Here is an 18,452-nt window from a genome sequence, read left to right on the forward strand (position 1 = left end):
TGTGGCGGTAAATGCGCCCGGGCCCATCGGTCCGGGCGGAGAACCCGCGGCCGAGGCGGGGCGGCGGGGGCGCGTGCGCTCATTTGCCGCAGGCTGCGCGGTGTCTGGTGCCGAGATCATTATTATGGATGGTTAATCAAACGAGCGGCGCGGCTTGCTCGTTGGCAAGGTGGCCCGCACGCTCAAATCTCCGGCGCAGGCAGCGTGCCGAGAATCGCTTCGAACGCGAGACCGATGGCGAGCAGCCGGCGGTCGCTGCCGACCGGTCCGTCGAGTTCGAGCCCGACGGGCAGGCGCGCGTCGACAAGACCCGCGGGCAACGCGAGGCCTGGAATGCCGGCGTTGCTCGCTGGATCGGTGTTGCGCAGATACGCCTCCATCTCGTCGATCGGCGCCGCGCTGTCGATCGACACGCGAGACGAACCGTTCAGTTCGTCGATCGGCACGGCGGCGAGCCGCGTCGTGGGAAAGAGCAGCGCGTCAAGGCCGCTGGCCGCGAACGTCTGCGCGTAAAGCTGCTGCATGCGCGGCCGCCACACCGTCATCGCAGCGTGATAGTCGCCGCCGCGCGCGTCGGCGAGCACGGCGTCGTAGGCCGCGCGCACATCGGGGCTCGCAATGCGCGCGGCGACTTCGGCTACGGTTTGTGCCGGTGCGTGGTTCGCAACAAGCCATGCCGTGAGATCGTCGATAGGCTCGTGAAGCGCGATCGCGTAGCTCACGCGGTCGTTCAGCGCGAGCAGCTCGCTCATTTCGACCGGCACGAGGGTGACGCCCGCGGCTTCGAGTTTCGCGAGCGCGGCGCGCGCGACGTCTGCGAGCGCGGCTTCGAGACCTTCCCACAACGGTGCGGGCAGACCGATGCGCAGATTCGTCACGGCGGCCGGCGAGAGGGGGCCGTGCCCGGTGATCACGGCGTCGAGCAGCGCGACATCGGCTACCGTGCGCCCCATCGGCCCGACTGTGTCGCGTGTATGGCTGATCGGCACGACGGCCTGCGGGTCGTGGTAGCGGCGTTGCGTGCCGCCGTCGCCGACGCTCGGGCGCAGGCCGACAATGCCGCACAGCGCGGCGGGAATGCGCGTCGAGCCGCCGGTGTCGGTGCCAAGTCCGGCGGGCACGATGCGCGCCGCAACGGCCGCCGCCGTGCCGCCGGAGGAGCCGCCCGGAATTCGTTCGGGATCCCAAGGGTTGCGCACGGTTCCAGCATGCGGCGCGAGATTCGTGCTGGTGATGCCGAACGCCAGTTCGTGCATGTTGGCCTTGCCGAACAGGATCGCGCCGGCATCGACGAGGCGCTGCACTGAAGGCGCGTGGCGCGCGGGCACGAAGCCTTCGAGCGCGGGCGTGCCTGCCGAGGTCTGCAGGCCGCGCGTGTTGATGTTGTCCTTCACGACCACGGGCAGCCCGGCGAGCGGCAGACGCGCGCGCTCGCTGGCGCCGAGCGCGTCGATGCGCTGCGCGGCGGCGAGCGCGCCTTCCACGTCGAGCACGGTTAGCGCGTTGAGGTTGGAGAGCGCCTGCGCGCGCGCCAGCAGCGCGGCGACGTAGTCGGCGGCGGTCAGTTGTCCGGCCTGGATGGCCTCGACGGCTTGCGTTGCGCTCAGTTCCAGTTGCTGGTCGACAGTCCAGGTCATGCAGCGTTCTCCTCGTGCGGCTATGCAGCCATGCTAACAACGCGCGCGTTTTACGTTGTGGCGCTACTTCTTCGAGAGGCGCAGCGCGAAGCGTGCGAGCGTGGGCACGAGCGAGGCGCGGCCTTCGGTCTGCACCGCAGTGTCCCAGATCGGCAGCGAGGTGAGGCGGCTGAGCGCGCCGGGCTCGAGCTTTGAGCAGTCGAGCACGGCGGGGCGGTATGGGTCGTGGGTGTCGAGCGGCATGCGGCAGAACATCTTGCGATGTTCGTCCGATCCGGTCTTGAGGGGCCGTGGCGTGTCGTGAGTCCAGCGCCGCAGCGCGGCGTCCTGGTCGGAGATGACGGCTGCGCCTTCGTCCGGATGCGTCAGGGTTTCGGGCATGAGCATCAAGCTGAAGGGGGTATGGCTCCTATTCTGTCACAACCATAAGCAAGCATGCGCCCTCACGCGCAGCGGCGCTGCTGGTCGATCCACATGCGCGCCCAGCGGCAGGCGTAGGCGAGCGCGTGCCTTTCTTCGAAGAAGTAATCGAGTTCGTCGAACGAATGCAGCGCGCCGGGCTGCGCGCCAATGGTGAGATTGGCGGCGAAAAGCCCGTTCGGGAGTTGCCGCGCGCTGGGGGCGACGACGTAGCCTTTGTAGCATAATGGAGTGTTCATGGCCGCGCTTCCTGCTGATCTTCTGCTATTTGCTCGGGTTCTCGTTCTGGGTGGCGCGTGTGTTTGCTGCCCACTCACTGTACCGACACGGACCAGCCTACGAGCCGCCTTATGTCGATGGAACCAATCATTCGTCGCAAGCAAATCACGTGTGGCCTGGAACGGTCAGCAGAATGATCCGGATGAGGCGAGGGGGTGAATCCGGCTTCAATGTGGACCGGACGATATGCGGCGTCTGTGGGATGGCGCACGCGATGCGCCCCGCGCGACGCCACCAATGTGGGTTAGGGAACGTTTCCCGCCCGCGCGCTCAACGGCGTGCGGGTGGGCGAGCGGTAGAGGTGGGGCAGCGTGTCAGACCGCGAGGCTCAAGCGCTTTTCGGTGCGCGGCGCGGCGCCGGCCTGCGCGCCGCCGACACTGTTCAAGGCGCTCGCAAGCGGCGTCGCGTAGTGTTCATGGCCCTGGCCGCCGAACGCGAGCGCGAACTGCGCCGCCTGGCGGCCGACCGTTGTAAGTTGTTCGGCGACCTTGGCATCCGAGCACTGTTGCGCGCTCTCGAAGCGCGTCTCGAGAGTGTTGATGCCCGCGCCGAACGGCGTTGGCCAGCCGCGCAGCGCGTGCACGATCGAGCGCAGCGAGGTCAGCACTGAGCCCGCGGCCTGCCAGCCATAGGCGGTGACGATGCAGCCCACTGCGCGCCCGTCCAGGTATGGGCGGTTGTCGGCACGCAGTTCTTCGAGCGTGTCGAGCGCATTCTTCACGAGCCCGGATACGCCGCCGTGATAGCCGGGCGTCGCGATGATGACGGCGTCTGCAGCGCGCACGGCTTCGATCAGCTCGAGTTGGGCATCGGTACGAGCGGGGTCTTCGGGCGCGTAGTGCGGCAGCGTGTGCAGAAACGTGCCGCCGAACCATTGCGTGCGCGCACCGGCGTCTTCGGCGCCGCGCAGCGCGAATGCGAGCGCGCGCTCGGTCGAGGAGGCAGCGCGAGTCGTGCCGCCGATGCCCACGACGAGCGGGCGACGATGCGAATCGGAAAGGCTCAAGTGGGCTCCCTGAAATGCGATGAGACCTGGCTCGTGCGTGATCGGGCACCGGCCACGAAGCCTGGCAGGCTGAAAGGGTCATCTTAGAGAGGCCGCCGCGCGGCGCGAAACGACTTTTTGTTCTATCCATATGCCGGCGGCGCTACGTTGCCCTGCGCCATGCGGCCCGAAATGCATATGCGAAACCATTGGTTAGACACGCGGCGGGCCGTGGCTATGATGAAGCCGTCTCCTCCATGACATCTCCTTGACATGGGATTCGGCCCCGCACTTCTCCGGTGACGGGGCTGTTTTTTTTCTGGAGACCGGAATGGGCGGCGTTCGAGTTCTTTCGAGGCGTTGATCGCGGCAGCTGCGTGCCGCGATGTGTCGTGGTTTGCGTCGCCGATTGCGGCTACGTACTAGCTCAAACCGTGAGGACGTTGCCGTCGGGGCCGATTTGCGGCGGAATTTCCGGCAGGGCCCCCTTGCCCGGCGCGGTGCGCCCGGGAGCCCCCGGCGTGGGCGCGGGAGCGCGCACGGCCGGTTCGGCGACCTTGCGTGTGGTCAGCTTGTCGGCCGAGGCCAGCTTGTGCCTGGTGCCGTGATGCGCCTTCTTGCCGGCATTGCCCGCATGGGCCGACGGCGTGCGCGCTTCCGGCGGATTCCAGATCTCGATGTAGTGTTCCCCGGCGATCGCGGTGGACGCGAGGACGCCCAGCAAGGTCCCCGTGATGAAGAATCGCACGTCGTGTTCTCCGTTTCGATGTACAGGCCGGGGCCGCGTCATGCGCCTTGAGCGCGATGAGCGGCCTAACCCGGTACGGCGACCGGGCGGCACGGACGGCCGGCTGCACGCACTGTACATTCATACAGGCGCTTATGCAAACGTTTCACGACGTGCTGCGGGCGATATGTTGCATGGGCGCGCCGCCGGCCCTGCGGGGCTTGCGCCGGCGCGCGATCTCAGTTTGCGGGAGGCTCAAGCGTCGAGCATCGCCCGGTTTTGCGCGATTGCGCCGTCCGCGTTCGGGCCGTGGGCGCCGAGCCAGCGCCCGTAGCTGCGCGGCGAGAACGCGAGCGTGAGCACGATCATCGCGCTGATCGATACAGCGAGCATGATCCACGCGCCCGTAAAGCCGCCCGTGAGGTCGCGCACGCGGCCGGCCACGATCGGGGCGAGCGCGGCGATCACAAAGCCCAGACCCTGGACGAAGGCGACGAGGCGCGCGGCCACGCGGTGGTCCGCGCTATGGTCGAGCGCGGTGACGAGCGTGACCGAGAACGTGCCTCCGAGCCCTGCGCCCGCCGCCGCGACCCACAGCAGCGGCGCGGCTTCGGGCCATGCGGCGAGGCCGATCACGCCGACGAGCTGGCCGCACAGGCCCAGAGCGAGCCACGGACGCCGGTCCTTGAATGCCGCCGCGGCAAGCGGCAGAAGCAGGGCGCTGGCGGCCTGGAACACCGTCATCGCGGCGAGCAGCGAGCCGCTCGCTTCGACGCTCGCGCCGTGCTGCTGATAGTAGGCGGGCAGCCACGCGACGAGACTCATATAGCCGCCGTTGACGAGCCCGAAATGCAGACCGAGCGTCCACGCCCGGCGCTTGCGCCAGACCGGCACCGTTGCCGCGTCGCCCTGCGCCTGGGAGGGCGCAGTGGGGGCCTGCTGCGCGCGCTTGCCTGCGCTGAACCCGCTGTTCACACCTGCCCAGATCGCGAGCCCGGCCAGCGCCGGCAACGCCCAGACGGCAAGTCCCGCGTGCCACGAACCGCTGAGACGTGCGACGAACGGGCTCAGGCTCGCGCCGAGCCCGCCGCCGCCCATGATCGACGCCGAGAACAGTCCCATTGCGAGCGGCACCCGCGCGGCGAAACGCTGCTTCATGACGGCGGGCAGCAGCGCCTGGATGGCCGCGACGCCGGCGCCGGCCGCGGCCGCCGTGAGCATGAGCGCACCGCCGCTGGCGGCGAACGCGCGGGCCGCGCATGCCGCGGCAATCGCCACGAGCCCGAGCGCAACGCCGCGCGTCTCGCCGAGCCGGCGTGCGAGCAGGCCGGAGCCGAACGCGCCGAGCCCCATCGCGACGACGGGCAGGCTCGTGAGCAGCGAAGCGCCGTAGAAGCTCAGGCCCATGTCGTTGCGAATGGTCGTCATGAGCGGGCTGATCGAGGTGAGCAGCGGCCGCAGATTCAGGCCGATCGCGACGATCGCGGCATACCACGCGAGCGCGCTGGCCGACTTGCCGGACGGCGTTTGATAACGATTGGAGCGATTTGGAGGGTTCAATTCGGTCAACCTTTTCAGGTATTTTTGGTTGACCATTATACGGAACAATTGTCAACGATCTGGCGTGTCCCGCTATGTCCGGCATGGGCGATCGAGTATGGGCGCGGGTCTATATCGCCTCGCCATGCCGCTCGCTACAATGCGACCTGACCCAGTGAGCCGAACTAACGCGCCTGCCCATGGCCCAATCCTCCCGCCTCGCTTCACCCAGCGATACCGACGAACCGTCCGACGTCGAAGCGCATGTCTATGCGTCGATTTCTTCCGCGCTGCTCGAAGGCAAGCTCGCGCCGGGCCAGCAACTGGTGGAGCGCGAACTCGCGGCGGCGTTCGGCTGCACGCGCGGCGCGTTGCGCAAGGTGCTGGCGCGCCTCGGTTACGAGGGCAAGCTCGTGCTCGAACCCAATCGCGGTGCGTTCGTGCCGTCGCCCTCGGAGGATGACATACGCGCTGTGTACCGTGCGCGCCAGGTGGCCGAAGCGGGCGTGATGGTGACTCTGTGCGGCAAGCTCGACGCCGCGATGCGGCGCAAGCTCGCGGCCCATGTACGCAGCGAGAAGAAGGCGTTGCGCGAGGCGCGCGTGGACGAAGCGGTGCGCCTCGCGGGGCAGTTCCATCTGCTGCTTACCGAGCAGGCGGGCGGCGCCGCGCTCGTGGAGGCGCTAGCGCAACTGGTCGCGAAAACCGAGCTCTACAAGGCCTTGTTCGATCCGTCGAAGGCGTCGATGTGCGCGCCCGACGAGCACGCGCAGATCATCGAGGCGCTCGAGGCAGGGGACCTCGCGGCGGCGCTCGCCACGATGCGTGCGCATCTGGTCGAGTTGGAGGAGCGGGTGGTGCAGCAGGCGCGTGCGCGCACGGGCCGCGATCTCAAGGCGGTGTTTGCGGATTTCGCGAACGGCTGAACCCGCGCGGTGCGCATCAGCGCTGATCTACGCGCCGGCGCAACTCCTTCGAAGCCGCGAGCGGAATGCGCGCATCGTCCCACGTGGCGAGCCATTCGACCTCTTTCGCGGCGAATACCTGGCCATGATTGCGCAGCGCGTACTGCAAGGAGTCGATGACGTGATTGCGGATGATTTCGGGCGTATGCGGATCGTCCAGGACGATGCGCAAGGCTTCGAGCGTGGCCATTGTGCGGCTCCGGCGAATGTGGCAACCGCAACGTTATCGCACGACAAAAAAGCGCTTGCCGAGCGAGAAAAAATAGCCGGCGAAGCGCGCCTCAGTGCCGCGTGCGCTTGAAGATCTCGTACTCCTCGGCGAAGGCTCTCGCAACGGCGGGCCGCTCGCGCACGCGCTGCGTGTAGGTCGCGACGGCCTCCCATTGCGACACGTCGATGCCCACGTACGGCGCCCAGTTCAGCACGGTCACGAGATAGGCGTCCGCCACGCTGAACTCGTCGAGCAGGAAAGTGCGCGATTCGAGATGCTGCGCGAGCAAGCCAAAGCGGCGCGGGATCTTGCCGCGTGCGTATTGCTTGACGGCTTCGTCCACGTCCTTGCCGAGCAGCGGCACGAACACGGCCTTGTGCAGCTCGGTGCCGACGAAGCCTAGCCATTGCTGCAGGCGCGCGCGCTCGCGCGTGCCCGGTGGCGGCGCGAGCCGCGCTTCGGGAAAGCGGTCGGCCACCCACGGCAGCACCGCCGAGTTTTCGGTGAGCGTCCAGCCGTCGTCCTCGCGCAGCACCGGCACCTGGCCCAGTGCGTTGACAGCGAAGAAGTCGCCGCCTTCGGCGAGCTGCTTCGTGAGCGTATCGACCTGGATGTAGCGGGCCTGCGCGCCTGCCTCGTAGAGCGCGATGCGCGTGGCGAGCGAGCACGCCAGCGGGGCGAAATACAGATCCATCCTCATGCTCCTTTGCGGTCTTTCGGGCCTTCCTGATTTTGTACTATAGTGAACAAAAATAGCCGATCCAATATTTATATGCAATCCAGTACAAAAAAGGATAGCCGCCCGCGAGGGCGTCCGCGCGCCTACGATCCGCACGAGGCGCTGGCCCGCGCGCGCGATACGTTCTGGCGCAACGGCTATGCAGGCACATCGCTCGACGACCTGAGCGAGGCGACCGGCATGAACCGGCCGAGCCTCTATGGCGCATTCGGCGACAAGCACGCGCTCTATCTGCAAACCATGGAGCGTTACGTGGAAGCAGGGCGCGCGGCGATGGAGTCCGCGCTGGACAGCGCGGTGCCGTTGCGCGAGGCGCTGATGCGCGTATTCGACGGCGCGCTCGGCTGGTATTTGCCGGCGCACGACGCGGCGCGCGGCTGCCTGCTGATCGGCACGGCCGCGGTGGAAGCCGTCAACGACGACGCGGTACGCGAGCGTCTCGCCGCAGGATTGCGCACGTTCGACAAGGCGTTCGAGCGGCGCCTGCGCGCGGCGCTCGCGCAAGGCGAGCTGCCGCCCGACGCCAGCGCGCCGATGCTCGCGCGCCTCGCCTCCGCGCTCTTGCATAGCATGGCGCTGCGCGCGCGGGCCGGCGACTCGCGGGCCTCACTGCGCGCCATGGCGGTGGCGGGCGTCGCGCTGATCTGCGGCGAAGCGCCGGCTGCGGCCGACGCGCGTGTCACGCGGCGCCGCGCGAAGTGATGTCACGCTGAACCTTGCCGGCCGGCGTCCGTTACACGCGTCCGCAGGCCCTTTCCCTTGTTACACTGGCGCAGTCGCGCAGGGACGGCTTGCGCACTCGAAGAGGGGAACACGATGGTGCGCTACAGGCACTACAAGGGTGGCATTTACGAACTGGTTTGCGAGGCGACGCTCGAATCGGATCCTTCGGTGACGATGATCGTGTATCGCGCGGCGAACGGTACGATCTGGACGCGACCCTCCACTGTGTTCTTCGAACTCGTCGAGTATGAAGGCGGACTCGTGCCGCGCTTCGCGCCCGTCAACTGATTCTTTTCACAGTCGTTTTTCCACGCTTTAGAGGTTTCGCCGAATGCGTTTACTGATTGCGCTGATTCTGCCCTGGCTCCTGTTCTTCACCATCGGGCGTCCGATTGCGGGCATCGTCTGCCTGATTCTGCAAGTCACGCTGATCGGCTGGATCCCGGCCGCGATCTGGGCCGTGTATTCGCTCAGCCAGTTCAAGACCGACCGGAAAATAGAGGACGCGCTCGGCCGCCGCGGCTAAATCCCCGAGCGCCCGTCTGTCAGGAAAGTGGCCCAGGCAGTGACCATGGTGGCGGTGGCGGTCACGGGCGGCCGTTGATCCACGCCGAGCCGGAATCCGTTTTAAAACGAATCAGGCCCGCCACTCTCACGAGGGCGGGCCTGACGCTTTGCACGAGAACCCGGCGTTATAGCCGGGGTTGTCGCGAAACTTACTGGCTCGACTGCGACGTTCCGTTCGTCGAGGGGCCGTAAGCCGTCGCGCGCTGCGCCGCGATCTTGGCTTCGGCAGCCTGAATGTTTTCGGGGTAATGCATCCAGTCGCTCGGATCGTAGCCGGCGGCGCGCAGTTGCGCGAGATCGGCGCGAACTTCGGCGCGGGTCACGGGTTGCTGCTGGGGCTGCGCCTGCGCGAACGCAGCGGCGGGCACGGCAACGATAGCGGCGAGCACTGCTGCCTTCAGAAACGAATTCATGACTAACCTCCGATATTTTTTGTGGGGAGCCATCGCATCGGCGTGGTCCATGTCGACAATGTATGTGGTCGGACAGTCAGGGTAAATACTTAGAAAACGAATTCAGTGTTCTTCTGACGACAACAATGGGTCCCAAATTCTTCAGAAGTATTGCGTCAGGCGCCTGCAAAGGCGCGAAGACCGTCGATCGTCTGGCCCTAAAAGTAACTGATTATTGCGAAATCTGTAATTCCAATTCGCCTGAAACGGTCTGTATCCGGCCGGGGCGCTTGCCTAGAATCCACACACAGCCAGCCGATGCGGCGAGTCGCAGCGAGCCGGCCGGGCACGACAGGTATGCACCGTCGTTGCGCATCGACGCTAAATAATTCCGGAGGTTGTCATCATGAATTCGCTTCTCAAGGCTGTTGCCCTTACCGTTGCCCTGGCTGCTCCGCTGGCCGCTTTCGCCCAGGCCGATCAAGGTCTTACCCGCGAGCAGGTGCGCCAGCAACTCGTCGAATTCCAGCAAACGAGCCGCAATCAGGCAGCGGTCGCTCCCCAGACGGCCGCGCCGGTCGCCCAGACCGATGGCTCGTTCGGCGGCGTGAGCAACTCGACGTCGGTTGCGGGCGCTCGCTATGTTTCGGAAGCGGCTCGCACCGGTCCGCAATCGGTCTACTTCGGCGGTCAGTAAGCTGCCGGCAGTGAGCAGATGAAAACGGCCCGCGAATTCGATTCGCGGGCCGTTTCGCCTTTGGGGGCAGCGTTTTGTAGCCGCTACATGGCTTCCGCCTCGGGCACGTCTAGCACGAGATCTGTGCGCGCGACGGCCACGCAGGTCAGCACATAGCCCTCGGCTTTTTCCTCGCGGCTCAGTCCGGGCCACTCGATCTTGAAGCTCACTTCTCCGCTCACCACGCGGCATATGCAGGCGCGGCAGGTGCCGTTGCGGCACATGCGCGGCAAACGGATGCCCTCGAACGCCGCCGCTTCGAGCAAGGTCAACTCGGGCGGCGCTTCGAAGCTGCGCCCGAGCGGCTCCACGCGCACGACGGGCACGTGCGGCGGCCCGTCCTGCAAGCTTTCGTGGCTCACGTCGCTCATGAAAGCGACACCCCGAGCAGCCGCCCCGCGCCGGCCGTGAACGCCGCCGCGGCGAGCCCGATCACGATCTGCCGGAACGCCGAGAACGTTGCGCTACGCCCGTTGAAGAGCGACGTGAACACGCCGACGAGGGCGAGCCCGCACGCGCTCAGCGCCACCGACTGCGCGATGGCCGTGACGCCGTGCGCCCACAGGAACGGGGCGGTCGGAAACGCCGCGCCGAGCGAGAAGAGGCAAAACGAGACGGCGGCGGCCGACCACGGATTGCCGCCCAGCTCCTTCGGGTCGATCCCGAGCTCCTCACGCGCGAGCGTATTGAGCGCCTCGTCCTTGTTGCGCATGATCTGGGCGGCCACGCGGCGCGCTTCTTCGGGATCGATGCCCTTCGCCTGATAGATGAGCGCGAGCTCGTGGCGCTCGGCGTCGGGCGTGTGCTCGAGTTCGTCGGCTTCCTTCGCGAGCTGCGTGCGCGCGAGCTCGCGCGCGTTGGTCACCGAGAGCCATTCGCCGAGCGCCATCGAGCAGGCGCCGGCCACGAGGCCTGCAAGCCCCGTGAGCAAGATCGTGCGATTGACGCTGCCCGCGCCCGCCACGCCCATGATCAGGCAGAAGTTCGAGACGAGTCCGTCGTTCGCCCCCAGCACCGCCGCGCGCAGATCGTTGCCCGACGTCGCGCTCTTGTGCCACGACTCCGCCGCGCCGATCGCTTCGCCCTGGCCGTGTTCGGGCTCGCGCTTCTTCGCGACGATCGCCTGCACGATGGCGGCGTGCTGCTGTTCCTGGGCGGAAAGCTTCTCGGCGCCGGGTTCCCGCGCGTAGCGGTCGCGGTCGGCGTATTCGCCGGCGGCGACGGTGGGCAGCACGAGCGAAGGGCCGAACGTGCGCGTGAGCGTTTGCAGCAGGCGGGTTTTTGCGCTGCGCCGATGCGGCCGGGGCGTGACGCCGTTGGCCGCGAGCTTCTCGCGCCAGACGCTCGCGTGCTCGCGCTCGGAGGCCGCGAGTTCGGCGAAGATGCGGCGGCGCTCGTCGTCTTTCTCGACTGCGGATAGCGTGTCGTAGACGGCGGCGCTGTCGAGCTCGTCGGCGAGATTGCGCCGGAAGCGGTTGATTTCCTGGGCGGAGGCCATGGGGCGCGGTGCGGGAAGCGATCCGCCAAGCTTACCCTGGCGCGGCTGCGGCCAGAAGACGCGCTTCGACGCTCGTCTCGCTCCCGCGTTGCCGGTGCGCTCAGCGGCGCTGACGCAAGTGCCGGTAGACCGTATTGCGCGCGAGCCCGAGTTCGCGAGCCGCCGCCGAAACATTACCGCTGTGGCGCGCGAGGGTCTCTTCGATGAGCCGCGATTGCCAGACGCAGAGGTGCGCGGGCTCGTGTTCCGTGTCGCTCGTCTGCTTCTCGGCCGTGGCATCGGCCGACGGCTGCGCGCAGTCGCTCGCGGGGTCGCAATCGTGCATGAGGTCTTCGGGCAAATGCGCCATGTCGATGGCATCTTCGCCTTCGGCCATGATCGCCGCGGTGCGCAGCGCGCTCGCGAGCTGACGCAGATTGCCGGGCCAGCGGCAACGCGCGAAGCAGGCCCGGACGGCCGGTGTCAGACGCGCGGGCGCGGCCGGCACCTCGCGCCGCACGATCTCGAGCATGCCGGCGACGAGCGCGTCGAGGTCGGTGCGCTCGGCCAGCGTGGGCAGCGTGACGACGAGGCCGTTGATGCGGTAGTAGAGATCCTCGCGGAACGTGCCTTCGGCGATCATCGCGCGCAGGTCGCGGTGCGTCGCGCAGACGATGCGCAAATCCACCGGCACCGCGCGCGTACCGCCGAGCGGCACGACGGCGCGCTCCTGCAACACGCGCATGAGCCGCACCTGTTGCGCGAGCGGCATGTCGCCGATCTCGTCGAGAAAGAGCGTGCCGCCATGCGCCTGCGCGATCTTGCCGGCGCTGCCGCGTCGCTTCGCGCCCGTGAACGCGCCGTCCTCGTAGCCGAACAGCTCCGCTTCGATCAGCGTGTCGGGCAGGGCGGCGCAGTTGAGCGCGACGAATGGCCCGTCGCGGCGCGGGGAATCGCGATGCAGCGCCCGCGCGAGCCATTCCTTGCCGGTGCCCGTGCGACCGAGCACGAGCACGGGAATGTCGCGGCCGCGCACGCGCGCCACGCGCTGCAGGGCGGCGGCGAGCCGCGCGTCGCCGGTGTCGAGTTCGGCGAGCGTGGGCTGCGGCGTGGTGTCGGCGGTGTTGGGCGCTTGCGCCTGGGCGGCCGCGCGCGTATATGGTGACCTTGACGTCTCCGTTACGGCGCTGCGCGCGAACGTAGGGATGCCCGACGTAGCGACGCCCGACGCCGCGCCGGGCGTGGCGCGCGCGACCACGCGCACGCCGCTGGGCAGTGCGAGCGTGAGCGGCTCGCCGCTCGCGCGCATGAGTTGCTGCATGAACGCCGCGAACGGCTGGCCGAAGAGCGCAGCGAACTCACGCTGCTGCAGCTCGGCGAGCGGCGCGCCGAACTGGAACAGGGCGCTGCGGTTTGCGCAGAGCAGCGTGCCGTCGGCCGAGAATGCGGCCAATCCTTCGTAGAGCGTACCGATGAATTCCGCGCGCGCATGAAACTGGAGCCGGATGGCATCGGCGAATTCCGTGTTGAACAGATGGTTCTCGATCATCTGCGCCGACATGCGCACGAGCGCGAGCGTGTGCTTGTGAAAACCGCGCGACTCGCCGCTCACGTCGAGCGCGCCGAGCGTGCGCCCGTACGGATCCGCGATCGGCGCGCACGAGCAGGTGAGGATGTGATTGGCGCGCAAAAAGTGCTCGCCCGCATGCACCGTGGTTGGCTGGCCTTCGACGAGCGCCGTGCCGATGGCGTTCGTGCCCCGATGCTGCTCGGCCCACGAAACTCCCGGGCGCAAAGCGACGCGCTGCGCTTTCTCGACGAAGTCGCTGTCGGCGCTGCTATGGAGGATCACGCCGTTGCGATCGGTGAGCAGCACCATGCTCTGCGTATCGACGATTTGCGCGTGCAAGGCGTCCATGACGGGACGCGCCTGGTGATAGAGCGTGCGGTTCGTGTCGATCAGTTCGCGCAGGTCGACGGCGGCCAGCGCGTCGAATTCGGGCGCCTCGGTGGCGCGCAGCCCGAGTGCGCGCGAGCGCGCGTGAGCCTGCGCGATGGCGTCCGCGCGGGCCGCGTCGTGCGGCGTGACGGGGCGTCGGGTCACTCGTGTCTCCAGTCGTTTTGGGCGCTACGCTGCGGCGCAGCATGGCAAGTGCGCGAGCGGCGTCTCTGGGCAGTTCATGGTACAGGATGCGCGGCGGCTGCCAATTCGGGTTGAAGCCGGGTTGAAGCCGGGGTTGAAGCCGCGCCGGCGCCCCCTCAACTGCGCCTTGAGTTTACTGGCGCGAGTGCCATGATGAAGGGGAGGGCGCATTCGCGTCGCGCCCCCGCTGAGTAGCGGAGTTCGTCATGGTGCACGGCGAATTGAGGATCGTGCTGGCGGTGCTCGCCACGTTCGTTGCGCTCTTTGGCCTCGGGTATGCGATCGACGGATTGATTTTCGACGAGAACAACGTCGTGCTCTCCGGAATGGTGACCGTGGCCGTTGGGGTCGTCGCGTTCGTGGTGATGCTAACCCTGCACCCGAAAGACCTCGAAGATCTCGAGCAGCACCGGCATCGCGAATCGTGACGCGCCCCGGTGGCGCACATGGTGCGATGCGGCAACCGGCGCAGCGCGTTGGCGCAGGGCCGGGAGGACAGTGTTTGTGCGCGCAACGGCGCGCGCGCATGCTGCACTCACGAAAAAGGGATCGGACGAGGACGCCGCTCGCTATTTCAGGCGTATGACAATGTCGACCTTGCGGGCGGCAGGAAGTCGTCTAAAGTGAATCAAATCCACCTGCGCGAACGTGTGGTTCGCGAGGGTTGGTATCGATCCGCGCGAGCCGGATCGGGGTGTTCCCAGGCACCAGGTTGGGGCAGCCCGAGGACGGTTGGATGCGGCCTTTTCACCCTCCACCAAAGGCGCCCCCATGCAGATCATGTTTCCGAATGAGGTGCCCGAGTACTCGGGCCCAGACCTGACCTTGGCGTTTCCGGCGATGATCGATGGCGAGCGGGTGGAGTGTCTGATCACGGCGGCGGCGCTGGAAGATCACTTCGGGGCGGCTTCGCCGCGCGCCGAAGACATGCTCAGCGCGTTCGACCATCATCGCGACCGCATCGAGGCCTGCGCGCGCCGTTTGCTCTCCGAAACACGTGCGCAATGTCTCGTGCTGCGCAGCGGCTACGTGCGTTTCGTGCAGGCGCACGCCAACGCGTAGTCGACAAAGAGCGCCCACAGGACGCGGCCGCTTTCCGGCCAAACGAATTATCTTGCCGCGCCCGTTGTGGCGCGGCGTTCGTTTACGCGCGTGCCGCCCTGCTGCTAGAACATGCGGCGCAGCGTGTTGTCGCGAAATACCACGTGATGCGCGATCGCTGCGAGCGCGTGCAGCCCGATCACCCAATAAAACAGATTGCCGATCAGCACGTGTGCGTCCTTGAAGAACGTGCGCGCGGCCGGGTCCGGACCGATGAGCGCGATCTGCAGATTGAACCCCGCGAGCGTGACCGGATGGCCGCCGGCGTTGATCATCAGAATGCCGAGGAGCGGCTGCACGAAGATGAACAGGTAGAGCGCGAGATGTACGAGACGCGAGAGAAACGACAGCAGCGCGATGGAGTCGATGCCCGCAGGCGCGCCGCGCCACAGACGCCACGCGAGGCGCAGCACGGCGAGCGCGAGCACGAGCGAGCCCGCCCAGAAATGCACGTTGCTCCAGAACGCGCGGCTGTCGGTGCCCTTGGGGCCGCGCACCTCGATGGCCAGCCAGGCGAGCGCGATGAGCAGGAAGATGACCCAGTGAAAGAAGATGGCGGGCTTCGTGTAGCGTTCGGTTGCGGCGGAGTAAGTTGCCACGTGGCGGCTCCTGATGCGCGGGGAATCTGACGATAGTTCCCAATGATAAGGAGGACGCGCCGTGCGGGGCAGCCATGCGGCTGGGAAGTTTGATTCTGAGGGGGGCGGCGGCGAATCAAAACAAAAAGGGTGGCGCGAAGCCACCCTTTTGCATTTACGCGTTGCCGAGATAGAAGAACCGGAACAGGAACACGGCGGCGATGATCCATACGATCAGTTTCACGTCGCGCACACGGCCGGTGAGGAGCTTCAGGCCCGCATACGAGATGAAGCCGAACGCCACGCCGTTGGCGATCGAGTAGGTGAACGGCATGGCAAGCGCTGTGAGGGTGGCGGGCACGACTTCGGTGGCGTCGTCCCAGGGCAGATCAGCGAGTTCGCGCAGCATCAGGCACGAGACGTAGAGCAGCGCCGGCGCCGTGGCGTAGCCCGGCACGACGCCCGCGAGCGGCGCGACGAACAGGCACGCGAGGAACAGCACGGCCACGGTGAGCGCAGTCATGCCGGTGCGGCCGCCCGCCTGCACGCCCGAGGCGCTTTCGATATACGCCGTGGTCGACGAGGTGCCGAGAATCGAGCCCGCGAGAATCGCCGTGCTATCCGCGAGCAGCGCGCGGTTCAGGCGGTGCATCTTGCCGTGCACGAGCAGGCCGGCGCGGTTGGCCACGCCCATCAGCGTGCCGGTCGCATCGAACAGCTCGACGAGGAAGAACACGAGCACTACGTTGAGCACGCCCGTGGAGAGCGCCGCCTTGATGTCGAGTTGCGCGAAGGTCGGCATGATCGACGGCGGCGGCGCGAAGACGCCGTGGAACTGATTGCCGCCGAAGAAGAACGAGAGAATCGTGACGCCCACGATGCCGATCAGGATCGCGCCACGCACCTTCAGCACGTCGAGCGTGACGATCGCGAAGAAGCCGATGATCGCGAGGATCGTGTGCGGATCGTGCAGGTTGCCGAGCTCGACGAGCGTGGCCGGGCTGCCGACCACGACGCCCGAGGTCTTCAGCGAAATGATGGCGAGGAAGAGACCGATACCCGCCGTGATCGACACGCGGATCGAATGCGGAATGCCATTGACGATGGCTTCGCGCACGCGCAGCAGCGTGACGATAAAGAACAGGCACCCGGAGATGAACACCGCGCCGAGCGCGGCCTGCCATGTGAAGCCCATGCCCTTCACGACCGTATAGGCGAAATACGCGTTCAGGCCCATGCCGGGCGCGAGTGCGATGGGGTAGTTCGCGTAGAGGCCCATGACGAGCGAGGCGAGCGCCGCGACGAGGCAGGTGGCGACGAATACGCTTTCTTTGGGCATGCCGGCGTCGCCGAGAATGGCCGGATTCACGAAGATGATGTAAGCCATCGTGAGGAAAGTCGTGATACCGGCGAGCAGTTCGGTGCGCAGGTTGGTGCCTGCTTCTTCGAAACCGAAATAGCGTTTGATGGCGTCCATGAAGATCGGGCCCTTGAGAGTCGAGCGGGTTGTTCGCTGCTTGTTGGTGTGGTGTCTTGCGTGTAGCCGGCGCAGGCTGATCCTTGACGTGCCCGCGCGCGCATGCCGCAGCGCGCGGCTACGGGCGCGATTGTAAACAATTGTCCGTCGGGCGCAGAGAAGCCATCGTCGTGAGCGTGAAACGGTTACAACAGCGCGCGTTGCGGTAGCAAGCGTGAGAGGGCGCGGCGAGTGCGCCCGCGGGGAGGAATTGGGCGTAGCCGCGCCCCGGGCGCCGGGCGTTGCTTCGCCGGTGCCGGGTTACTGCGGCCGTCCTGCAATCAAGCGATTACTACTGCATTTGACCGGCGGGAGCGCCATATCCCGCGCCGCCGCGCGCCGCACGCCGTTGCGCGACGATCGCGCCAGCGCGTTGCGCGTTTTCCGGGTAGTCGATCCAGTCGAGCGGATCGTAACCTGCCTGCCGCCATTCGATCAGATCCGCACGGACCTGGGCTCGAGTCAGCGGTTGTGAGGGATCGTACGGTTGGGCCACCGCCACAGCCGACGCGAAGCCGCACGCTGCGGCAAGGACGCCGAGCGCCACACGCGGAAGGGAGTTCATGGCAAGGCCTTTCATATTAGGGATATCCCTAAAAGTATAGGCGCTATCTCACTAAGTCAAAGGGGATCGGTGCTGCCTGGGTTACCCGCCACGCTTCGAAACGTCGTTGCGGGCGTTTGCCGTGCGGTAGTCGGTCGGGCGCTGTCCGGTCCATTTGCGGAACGCCCGGTGAAACGCGCTCGGCTCCGCGAACCCGACCGCGGCGGCGACATCGGCGACCGAGCGGCCCGGCTCCTGTAGTGCCGCGATCGCCAGGTCGCGGCGCAGTTCGTCCTTGATTGACTGGCAGCTGTGGCCTTCCTGGCTCAGCCGCCGGCGCAGCGTGGCGGGCGCCACGTTCAGCCGTTGCGCGATGGCGTCGGCATCGGGCCACGCGGCGACTGGCAGGGCGCGCAGCGCGCGTCGCACGCGCGCCGCGAACGAGCCCGGATTGCGGTACTTGACGACGAAGTTGCCGGGCGCGTTGCGCAGAAACGCCCGTGCCGAGCTGGCGGTCTGGATCACGGGCAGTTCGAGGAAGCCGGGCGCGAATTCGAACCACGTGGACGGCTGATCGAAGTCCATGTCGTCGCAGAGCATGAGCTGGTATTCGTGCGCGACGCCCGGTTGCGGGCAGCGAAAGCGTGCCGCGAGAAGCGGAATGCGCCGCCCCACGAGCCAGCACACGAGCCCGTAGACGAGGATGAACCAGGTGGCGTAGGCGAACATGGTGGGCGTGGGTTTGCCCGCGCGATGCGAGAGCGTGACGCGCACGCGCGTGGCGTCGATATCGATCTCTCCGGACAGATCGTCGAGCACGAGCCGCATGAAGTGCACGGCGCGCTGCAGCGCTTGGCGGCCCGTGCTGGCGCCGAGCGCCGAGTGCGTCATGGCGATGAAGCTGCCGCTTTTCATCGCGTGCGAATCCTGGCCGAAGAATTCGTCGTCGAGCGCGCGCGCGATGCCCGACCACAACTGGCCGTATTGCGCCGCGCTCACGCGCGCCCCGGGCGCGAGCAGCACGGCCGGCGCGATGCCGGCGGCATCCGTGAGCGGCGCGGTTTCGAGGCCGCCCGCGCGCGCCAGCGCGAGCGTCTCGTTCACGAGGCTCATCGAGATCGTGCCTTTTTTGCTCAGTTTCTGAATTCTCGCCGGTTGCACAAAGCCGCCTT

General features: G+C 67.0%; 22 protein-coding genes and 1 pseudogene. 7 read left to right on the plus strand and 16 right to left on the minus strand.

The genetic code is table 11. The features are described from left to right. Window positions 1-182: 182 nt before the first annotated feature. The 6 genes and pseudogenes from iaaH to M3I53_RS15180 all read right to left on the minus strand — a co-directional run bounded on the left by iaaH (window position 183) and on the right by M3I53_RS15180 (window position 5,609). Window positions 183-1,637: an indoleacetamide hydrolase gene (gene iaaH / locus M3I53_RS15155; RefSeq protein ID WP_254316730.1), complete on the minus strand. Its 1,455-nt coding sequence runs from the start codon at window positions 1,635-1,637 to the stop codon at window positions 183-185. 108 nt (window positions 1,638-1,745) lie between these two features. After that, window positions 1,746-2,018, minus strand: a pseudogene (locus tag M3I53_RS15160) (ferritin-like domain-containing protein); the annotation flags it as partial. A 62-nt stretch (window positions 2,019-2,080) separates the two neighbouring features. After that, window positions 2,081-2,296 carry a transcriptional regulator gene (locus tag M3I53_RS15165; protein WP_254316731.1) on the minus strand — a complete coding sequence of 72 codons (216 nt, stop codon included), beginning with the start codon at window positions 2,294-2,296 and terminating at the stop codon, window positions 2,081-2,083. 354 nt (window positions 2,297-2,650) lie between these two features. Next, window positions 2,651-3,343 carry an NADPH-dependent FMN reductase gene (locus M3I53_RS15170; protein ID WP_254316732.1) on the minus strand — a complete coding sequence of 231 codons (693 nt, stop codon included), beginning with the start codon at window positions 3,341-3,343 and terminating at the stop codon, window positions 2,651-2,653. A gap of 406 nt (window positions 3,344-3,749) precedes the next feature. Next, entirely contained in the window at window positions 3,750-4,070 is a 321-nt protein-coding gene (locus M3I53_RS15175; protein WP_254316733.1) for a hypothetical protein, read from the minus strand. Window positions 4,071-4,304: 234 nt separating this feature from the next. Next, the gene (locus tag M3I53_RS15180) at window positions 4,305-5,609 is read right to left on the minus strand and encodes a cyanate transporter (protein ID WP_254316734.1); all 1,305 of its coding nucleotides are present in this window, start codon (window positions 5,607-5,609) and stop codon (window positions 4,305-4,307) included. A 179-nt stretch (window positions 5,610-5,788) separates the two neighbouring features. Here M3I53_RS15180 and M3I53_RS15185 point away from each other — a divergent pair, with 179 nt between their 5' ends. Continuing rightward, window positions 5,789-6,514 (plus strand): GntR family transcriptional regulator, encoded by a 726-nt coding sequence (locus M3I53_RS15185; RefSeq protein WP_254316735.1) that lies wholly within the window; start codon window positions 5,789-5,791, stop codon window positions 6,512-6,514. 16 nt (window positions 6,515-6,530) lie between these two features. Here M3I53_RS15185 and M3I53_RS15190 read toward each other — a convergent pair whose 3' ends face one another. Together M3I53_RS15190 and M3I53_RS15195 are read right to left on the minus strand one after the other, a co-directional pair. Then, on the minus strand, window positions 6,531-6,743 hold the full coding sequence (locus M3I53_RS15190; protein ID WP_254316736.1) for a hypothetical protein: 213 nt from the start codon (window positions 6,741-6,743) through the stop codon (window positions 6,531-6,533). A 91-nt stretch (window positions 6,744-6,834) separates the two neighbouring features. After that, on the minus strand, window positions 6,835-7,458 hold the full coding sequence (locus tag M3I53_RS15195; RefSeq protein ID WP_254316737.1) for a glutathione binding-like protein: 624 nt from the start codon (window positions 7,456-7,458) through the stop codon (window positions 6,835-6,837). 78 nt (window positions 7,459-7,536) lie between these two features. On the opposite strand from M3I53_RS15195, the gene M3I53_RS15200 reads away from it, so the two are divergent. From M3I53_RS15200 to M3I53_RS15210, 3 genes are all read left to right on the plus strand, one after another. After that, a complete protein-coding gene (locus tag M3I53_RS15200) occupies window positions 7,537-8,205 on the plus strand; it encodes a TetR/AcrR family transcriptional regulator (protein WP_254316738.1) in 669 nt (222 codons plus the stop codon). A gap of 114 nt (window positions 8,206-8,319) precedes the next feature. After that, the gene (locus tag M3I53_RS15205; protein WP_069261725.1) at window positions 8,320-8,514 is read left to right on the plus strand and encodes a DUF1653 domain-containing protein; all 195 of its coding nucleotides are present in this window, start codon (window positions 8,320-8,322) and stop codon (window positions 8,512-8,514) included. 43 nt (window positions 8,515-8,557) lie between these two features. Then, a complete protein-coding gene (locus M3I53_RS15210) occupies window positions 8,558-8,752 on the plus strand; it encodes a YqaE/Pmp3 family membrane protein (RefSeq protein WP_069261726.1) in 195 nt (64 codons plus the stop codon). Between the two features lie 190 nt (window positions 8,753-8,942). On the opposite strand, the gene M3I53_RS15215 is transcribed toward M3I53_RS15210, so the two are convergent. After that, the gene (locus tag M3I53_RS15215; protein WP_254316739.1) at window positions 8,943-9,206 is read right to left on the minus strand and encodes a DUF4148 domain-containing protein; all 264 of its coding nucleotides are present in this window, start codon (window positions 9,204-9,206) and stop codon (window positions 8,943-8,945) included. A gap of 385 nt (window positions 9,207-9,591) precedes the next feature. On the opposite strand from M3I53_RS15215, the gene M3I53_RS15220 reads away from it, so the two are divergent. Further along, window positions 9,592-9,882, plus strand: coding sequence for a DUF4148 domain-containing protein (locus M3I53_RS15220; protein WP_254316740.1), 291 nt, complete (start codon window positions 9,592-9,594; stop codon window positions 9,880-9,882). Window positions 9,883-9,965: 83 nt separating this feature from the next. Here the strand turns inward: M3I53_RS15220 and M3I53_RS15225 are convergent, their stop codons facing one another. The 3 genes from M3I53_RS15225 to M3I53_RS15235 all read right to left on the minus strand — a co-directional run bounded on the left by M3I53_RS15225 (window position 9,966) and on the right by M3I53_RS15235 (window position 13,502). Further along, the gene (locus M3I53_RS15225) at window positions 9,966-10,292 is read right to left on the minus strand and encodes a 2Fe-2S iron-sulfur cluster-binding protein (protein ID WP_254316742.1); all 327 of its coding nucleotides are present in this window, start codon (window positions 10,290-10,292) and stop codon (window positions 9,966-9,968) included. Further along, window positions 10,289-11,419 (minus strand): VIT1/CCC1 transporter family protein, encoded by a 1,131-nt coding sequence (locus M3I53_RS15230; protein WP_254316743.1) that lies wholly within the window; start codon window positions 11,417-11,419, stop codon window positions 10,289-10,291. The genes M3I53_RS15225 and M3I53_RS15230 overlap by 4 nt, the downstream gene beginning before the upstream one ends. Window positions 11,420-11,519: 100 nt before the next feature. Beyond that, entirely contained in the window at window positions 11,520-13,502 is a 1,983-nt protein-coding gene (locus M3I53_RS15235) for a sigma-54-dependent Fis family transcriptional regulator (RefSeq protein WP_254316744.1), read from the minus strand. A 245-nt stretch (window positions 13,503-13,747) separates the two neighbouring features. Here M3I53_RS15235 and M3I53_RS15240 point away from each other — a divergent pair, with 245 nt between their 5' ends. Next, the gene (locus M3I53_RS15240; protein ID WP_254316745.1) at window positions 13,748-13,969 is read left to right on the plus strand and encodes a DUF2964 family protein; all 222 of its coding nucleotides are present in this window, start codon (window positions 13,748-13,750) and stop codon (window positions 13,967-13,969) included. Window positions 13,970-14,312: 343 nt separating this feature from the next. Continuing rightward, complete coding sequence (locus M3I53_RS15245; RefSeq protein ID WP_042266602.1) at window positions 14,313-14,603, plus strand: DUF1488 domain-containing protein; 291 nt, start codon at window positions 14,313-14,315, stop codon at window positions 14,601-14,603. A gap of 104 nt (window positions 14,604-14,707) precedes the next feature. Here M3I53_RS15245 and M3I53_RS15250 read toward each other — a convergent pair whose 3' ends face one another. The 4 genes from M3I53_RS15250 to M3I53_RS15265 all read right to left on the minus strand — a co-directional run bounded on the left by M3I53_RS15250 (window position 14,708) and on the right by M3I53_RS15265 (window position 18,393). After that, window positions 14,708-15,241 carry a cytochrome b/b6 domain-containing protein gene (locus M3I53_RS15250; RefSeq protein WP_254316746.1) on the minus strand — a complete coding sequence of 178 codons (534 nt, stop codon included), beginning with the start codon at window positions 15,239-15,241 and terminating at the stop codon, window positions 14,708-14,710. Between the two features lie 154 nt (window positions 15,242-15,395). Next, entirely contained in the window at window positions 15,396-16,697 is a 1,302-nt protein-coding gene (locus M3I53_RS15255) for an NCS2 family permease (RefSeq protein ID WP_254316747.1), read from the minus strand. A gap of 331 nt (window positions 16,698-17,028) precedes the next feature. Then, complete coding sequence (locus M3I53_RS15260) at window positions 17,029-17,301, minus strand: DUF4148 domain-containing protein (protein ID WP_254316748.1); 273 nt, start codon at window positions 17,299-17,301, stop codon at window positions 17,029-17,031. 81 nt (window positions 17,302-17,382) lie between these two features. Beyond that, window positions 17,383-18,393 carry an AraC family transcriptional regulator gene (locus tag M3I53_RS15265; protein ID WP_254316749.1) on the minus strand — a complete coding sequence of 337 codons (1,011 nt, stop codon included), beginning with the start codon at window positions 18,391-18,393 and terminating at the stop codon, window positions 17,383-17,385. Window positions 18,394-18,452 lie beyond the last annotated feature (59 nt).

The organism is Paraburkholderia sp. CNPSo 3272, from assembly GCF_024206495.1.
GTDB lineage: Bacteria > Pseudomonadota > Gammaproteobacteria > Burkholderiales > Burkholderiaceae > Paraburkholderia.

Excerpts from the sequence above, each read along its gene's own strand:
- iaaH (WP_254316730.1), bottom strand. The coding sequence starts at position 1,637 with ATGACCTGGACTGTCGACCAGCAACTGGAACTGAGCGCAACGCAAGCC.
- M3I53_RS15165 (WP_254316731.1), bottom strand. The coding sequence starts at position 2,296 with ATGAACACTCCATTATGCTACAAAGGCTACGTCGTCGCCCCCAGCGCG.
- M3I53_RS15185 (WP_254316735.1), top strand. The coding sequence starts at position 5,789 with ATGGCCCAATCCTCCCGCCTCGCTTCACCCAGCGATACCGACGAACCG.
- M3I53_RS15190 (WP_254316736.1), bottom strand. The coding sequence starts at position 6,743 with ATGGCCACGCTCGAAGCCTTGCGCATCGTCCTGGACGATCCGCATACG.
- M3I53_RS15195 (WP_254316737.1), bottom strand. The coding sequence starts at position 7,458 with ATGGATCTGTATTTCGCCCCGCTGGCGTGCTCGCTCGCCACGCGCATC.
- M3I53_RS15200 (WP_254316738.1), top strand. The coding sequence starts at position 7,537 with ATGCAATCCAGTACAAAAAAGGATAGCCGCCCGCGAGGGCGTCCGCGC.
- M3I53_RS15205 (WP_069261725.1), top strand. The coding sequence starts at position 8,320 with ATGGTGCGCTACAGGCACTACAAGGGTGGCATTTACGAACTGGTTTGC.
- M3I53_RS15210 (WP_069261726.1), top strand. The coding sequence starts at position 8,558 with ATGCGTTTACTGATTGCGCTGATTCTGCCCTGGCTCCTGTTCTTCACC.
- M3I53_RS15215 (WP_254316739.1), bottom strand. The coding sequence starts at position 9,206 with ATGAATTCGTTTCTGAAGGCAGCAGTGCTCGCCGCTATCGTTGCCGTG.
- M3I53_RS15220 (WP_254316740.1), top strand. The coding sequence starts at position 9,592 with ATGAATTCGCTTCTCAAGGCTGTTGCCCTTACCGTTGCCCTGGCTGCT.
- M3I53_RS15225 (WP_254316742.1), bottom strand. The coding sequence starts at position 10,292 with ATGAGCGACGTGAGCCACGAAAGCTTGCAGGACGGGCCGCCGCACGTG.
- M3I53_RS15230 (WP_254316743.1), bottom strand. The coding sequence starts at position 11,419 with ATGGCCTCCGCCCAGGAAATCAACCGCTTCCGGCGCAATCTCGCCGAC.
- M3I53_RS15240 (WP_254316745.1), top strand. The coding sequence starts at position 13,748 with ATGGTGCACGGCGAATTGAGGATCGTGCTGGCGGTGCTCGCCACGTTC.
- M3I53_RS15245 (WP_042266602.1), top strand. The coding sequence starts at position 14,313 with ATGCAGATCATGTTTCCGAATGAGGTGCCCGAGTACTCGGGCCCAGAC.
- M3I53_RS15255 (WP_254316747.1), bottom strand. The coding sequence starts at position 16,697 with ATGGACGCCATCAAACGCTATTTCGGTTTCGAAGAAGCAGGCACCAAC.
- M3I53_RS15260 (WP_254316748.1), bottom strand. The coding sequence starts at position 17,301 with ATGAACTCCCTTCCGCGTGTGGCGCTCGGCGTCCTTGCCGCAGCGTGC.
- M3I53_RS15265 (WP_254316749.1), bottom strand. The coding sequence starts at position 18,393 with ATGAGCCTCGTGAACGAGACGCTCGCGCTGGCGCGCGCGGGCGGCCTC.